The sequence below is a fragment of the Streptomyces phytophilus genome, from assembly GCF_013870535.1.
Taxonomy (GTDB): domain Bacteria; phylum Actinomycetota; class Actinomycetes; order Streptomycetales; family Streptomycetaceae; genus Streptomyces; species Streptomyces phytophilus.
The window spans coordinates 1-4,211 of sequence record NZ_JACBXC010000491.1 but is presented as its reverse complement, the minus strand read 5'-3'; the positions used below and the strand labels follow the sequence as shown (position 1 = coordinate 4,211).

The 4,211-nt window shown below is 71.7% G+C and carries 4 protein-coding genes; 3 read left to right on the top strand and 1 reads right to left on the bottom strand.

Annotated elements, in window-relative coordinates; genetic code table 11:
* Nucleotides 1–135: 135 nt before the first annotated feature.
* Nucleotides 136–1,323, top strand: coding sequence for an acyl-CoA dehydrogenase family protein (locus tag H5J30_RS19880; protein WP_181788761.1), 1,188 nt, complete (start codon nt 136–138; stop codon nt 1,321–1,323).
* 48 nt (nt 1,324–1,371) lie between these two features.
* On the opposite strand, the gene H5J30_RS19875 is transcribed toward H5J30_RS19880, so the two are convergent.
* Complete coding sequence (locus H5J30_RS19875; RefSeq protein ID WP_181788760.1) at nt 1,372–1,818, bottom strand: cell division protein SepF; 447 nt, start codon at nt 1,816–1,818, stop codon at nt 1,372–1,374.
* Between the two features lie 526 nt (nt 1,819–2,344).
* Here H5J30_RS19875 and H5J30_RS19870 point away from each other — a divergent pair.
* Nucleotides 2,345–3,262: a S1 family peptidase gene (locus H5J30_RS19870; RefSeq protein ID WP_181788759.1), complete on the top strand. Its 918-nt coding sequence runs from the start codon at nt 2,345–2,347 to the stop codon at nt 3,260–3,262.
* 228 nt (nt 3,263–3,490) lie between these two features.
* Nucleotides 3,491–4,211, top strand: a 721-nt coding sequence (locus H5J30_RS19865) for a slipin family protein (RefSeq protein WP_181788758.1), incomplete at its 3' end; no start/stop codon positions are given.

Here is a 4,211-nt window from a genome sequence, read left to right as displayed (position 1 = left end):
GGGCGCGGAGTCCGGGGCCCGGGCGCGTACGGCGTGTGCGGGACGTCACGCCGCGTGCCGGGAGGCTGGACGACGCCGAATACGCGCAAGTAGCGTCGGCCCGTGACCCCGAGGGACCGCCGGAGGACGACAGCCATGCCAAGCACTACGCCGCCGTTCAACCCCGCCGATCCGCTGGGAGTTGACGACCTCCTCGGCCCCGAGGACATCGCGGTCCGCGACACCGTGCGCGGCTGGGCCGCCGACCGCGTCATGCCGCACATCGCCGAGTGGTACGAGAGCGGCGAGCTGCCCGGCATCCGCGAACTGGCCCGCGAGCTGGGCGCGATGGGCGCCCTGGGCATGTCGCTGACGGGCTACGGCTGCGCAGGCGCGTCCGCCGTGCAGTACGGGCTGGCGTGCCTGGAGCTGGAGGCCGCCGACTCCGGCATCCGCTCGCTGGTCTCCGTGCAGGGCTCGCTCGCGATGTACGCCATCTGGCGGTTCGGCTCCGAGGAGCAGAAGCAGCAGTGGCTGCCGCGGATGGCCGCCGGCGAGGTCATCGGCTGCTTCGGCCTGACCGAGCCGGACCACGGCTCGGACCCGGCCGGGATGCGCACGTACGCGAAGCGGGACGGCTCGGACTGGGTGCTGACCGGCCGCAAGATGTGGATCACCAACGGCACGGTGGCCGGCGTCGCCGTCGTGTGGGCCCGTACCGACGAGGGCATCCGCGGCTTCGTCGTCCCGGCCGACGCGCCCGGCTTCGCCGCGCCCGAGATCAGGCACAAGTGGTCGCTGCGCGCCTCGGTCACCGCCGAGCTGGTCCTCGACGAGGTGCGGCTGCCCGCCGACGCGGTGCTGCCGGAGGCCACCGGGCTGCGCGGCCCGCTGAGCTGCCTGACGCACGCCCGCTACGGGATCGTCTGGGGCGCCATGGGCGCCGCCCGGTCGTCCTTCGACGCGGCGCTGGAGTACGCCCGTACCCGCGAGCAGTTCGGCAAGCCCATCGGCGGCTTCCAGCTCACCCAGGCCAAGCTCGCCGACATGGCCGTCGAACTGCACAAGGGCGTGCTGCTCGCGCACCACCTGGGTACGCGGATGGACGCCGGCACGCTCCGCCCCGAGCAGGTGAGCTTCGGCAAGCTCAACAACGTCCGCGAGGCGATCGAGATCTGCCGGACCGCCCGCACGATCCTGGGGGCGAACGGCATCTCGCTGGAGTACCCGGTGATGCGGCACGCCACGAACCTGGAGTCGGTGCTGACGTACGAGGGCACGGTGGAGATGCACCAGCTCGTGCTGGGCAAGGCGCTGACGGGGCTGGACGCGTTCCGGGGCTGAGCCGTACGGCCCAGCCCCGGTCGCTGCCGTCGTGCGGCCGTCGTCGCGTCAGCTCTGGTTGAAGAACCCGCCCTGCGTGGAGCGGGGCGCCTCACCCGGCACGATCGCGTACTCCGCGGGCGTCAGCAGGAAGACCCGCGTCGCCACGCGCTCGATGGAGCCGCGCAGCCCGAAGGTCAGGCCCGCCGCGAAGTCGACGACGCGCTTGGCGTCGGCGGCCTCCAGCATCGTGAGGTTCACAATGACGGGGACGCCCTCGCGGAAGAGTTCGCCGATTCCGCGCGCGTCCCGGAACCCGTCCGGCGACACGGTGGCGATACGGCGCCCTTTCTCCTGGGCGACCTGGGACGCCACGCGCACGCGCGGGTCCGTCGTCCAGGCGGCGTCTCCCTGGGGGGTGTCCGCGCTGTCGTCTTCGTACCCGTCGTAGTAGCGCTCGTCTTCGTTGTCGTCGACGAGGCCGAGCCAGGCACTAGCCCTGCGTACCGATCCCATGACGCCTCCTCTCTCTCCCGCGGCGTGGGCTGTCCCCGGAGTCCGGGGAGGTCTGTCCGCTCACCTATGGTCATCCATGATGCGGATGATGTGCCAATCAGATAGAGGGCACGAGCCGGGTTCGTGACAGTACTGGCACAGAAACGGCTGTCGGTTCGTCAGAGTTCCCCCGGTGCAGGGGGTCTGACGGGGTGACAGGAGATTTCCGCGGGGCCGGACGGGTGTTTCGGCCTCCGCTCGGGTGGTTCGCGCGCTGTTCGAGTGGTCGGCCGCCGGGCCTGGCCGGTCGGGCCGGGAGGGGGGCGCGTTTGCGCCAACATGTGCCAGTGCCTACTTGTGCACACCTGTCATCGTCTGAATACTCTCAGCAGCGCTTGTCAGGGGCACGACGAAAATAAGGGGCCGCACCCCCACGGCCGGGCGCAAGGAAGCCGGCCGGGCGAGCCCTTCCGTGTTTTCTCCGCCCCGTGGCTGCGCCTCACGGACCTGCCCGCCGGCGGGTCCCCGAGCACACTCGGAGGACTGAGTGAGGATCAAGCGCACACCCCCACTGAGCGGCACCAAGAAGCGACTGCGGCTGGTGGCCGCGCTGACCGCCGCCCTGGCCGGCGCCGCGCTCGCGGTACCCGCGTCGGGCGCCGCCCAGCAGCCCGAGGGCTTCAGCGCCGCCACCCTGGCGAGAGCCGACGACGCGGTGCTCGCCGCCGACGTCGGCGGCACGGCATGGGGCGTCGACACGAAGACCGGCACCCTCGTCGTCAGCATCGACGAGACCGTGACCAACGCCGAGGTGGCCCGCATCAAGCGGACCGCGGGCGCCGACGCCGACGCGCTGCGGATCGAGCGCATGCAGGGCAAGCTCCAGAGCTACATCAACGGCGGCCAGGCGATCTACGCCTCCGGCTGGCGGTGCTCGCTGGGCTTCAACGTCCGCAGCGGCGACACGTACTACTTCGTCACCGCCGGCCACTGCACCGACGGCGCGGGCACCTGGTGGAGCAACTCCGGCCGCACCACCACCATCGGCCCGACCGCCGGGTCGAGCTTCCCGACGAACGACTACGGGCTGGTCCGCTACAGCAACACCTCGCAGACCCACCCGGGCACCGTGAACCTGTACAACGGCAGCAGCCAGGACATCACCCGCGCCGCCAACGCGACCGTGGGGCAGTCCGTGCAGCGCAGCGGCTCCACCACCGGCCTCCACGGCGGCAGCGTCACGGCGCTGAACCAGACCGTGAACTACGGCGGCGGCGACGTCGTCTACGGCATGATCCGCACCAACGTGTGCGCCGAGCCCGGCGACTCCGGTGGCGCGCTGTTCTCCGGCACGACGGCCCTCGGCCTGACCTCCGGCGGCAGCGGCAACTGCTCCAGCGGCGGCACGACGTTCTTCCAGCCGGTCGTGGAGGCGCTGAACGCCTACGGCGTGAGCGTCTACTGACCCCGACGCGCGGGGCCTGAGCGCCCCGGCCGCCGCCCCCGCCCGGACCCCCACCGTGCGGGGGCGGTGCGGTTTCCGGGCCCGCCGTACGCACCCGGGCCGCGGCCTCCCCGGACCCCCACCGCCCGGCTCCCGGAGGCAGCCTCCGAAAACTGTCCCGGGCGCGGCGGCGGAGCTACCGTGGAAACGGAACGGAACGGCCGATCGCACGCGACGCAGGGAGCCGTGATGGTCGAGGCACTGATCGCAGTGGTGGTGACGCTCGCCTGTCTCGGGGCCATCACCCTGATGGCGGGGGCCCGGGTGGTCAAGCAGTACGAGCGGGGGCTGATCTTCCGGCTCGGCCGGCTCAGGCCCGGGATCCGCGGCCCCGGCTTCGCGATGATCGTTCCGTTCGTCGACCGGATGCGCAAGGTCAACATGCAGATCGTGACCCTGCCCATCCCCGCCCAGGAGGGCATCACCCGCGACAACGTGACGGTCCGCGTCGACGCGGTCGTCTACTTCAAGGTCGTCGCCCCGGCCGATGCCGTCGTGCAGGTCGAGGACTACCGCTTCGCCGTCTCCCAGATGGCGCAGACCTCGCTGCGGTCCATCATCGGCAAGAGCGAGCTGGACGACCTGCTCTCCAACCGCGAGAAGCTCAACCAGGGCCTGGAGCTGATGATCGACAGCCCGGCCGTGGAGTGGGGCGTGACCATCGACCGGGTCGAGATCAAGGACGTATCGCTGCCCGAGACGATGAAGCGCTCCATGGCCCGGCAGGCGGAGGCGGCGCGCGACCGGCGCGCGCGGGTCATCAACGCCGACGCGGAGCTGCAGGCGTCCCGGAAGCTGGCGCAGGCGGCGGAGCAGATGTCCGACCACCCGTCGGCGCTCCAGCTGCGGCTGCTGCAGACGGTGGGGGCGGTGGCGGCGGAGAAGAACTCGACGCTGGTGCTGCCGTTCC

Bases quoted from the DNA above. Each gene is read 5' to 3' on its own strand.
- H5J30_RS19880 (WP_181788761.1), top strand. From the start codon at position 136: ATGCCAAGCACTACGCCGCCGTTCAACCCCGCCGATCCGCTGGGAGTT.
- H5J30_RS19875 (WP_181788760.1), bottom strand. From the start codon at position 1,818: ATGGGATCGGTACGCAGGGCTAGTGCCTGGCTCGGCCTCGTCGACGAC.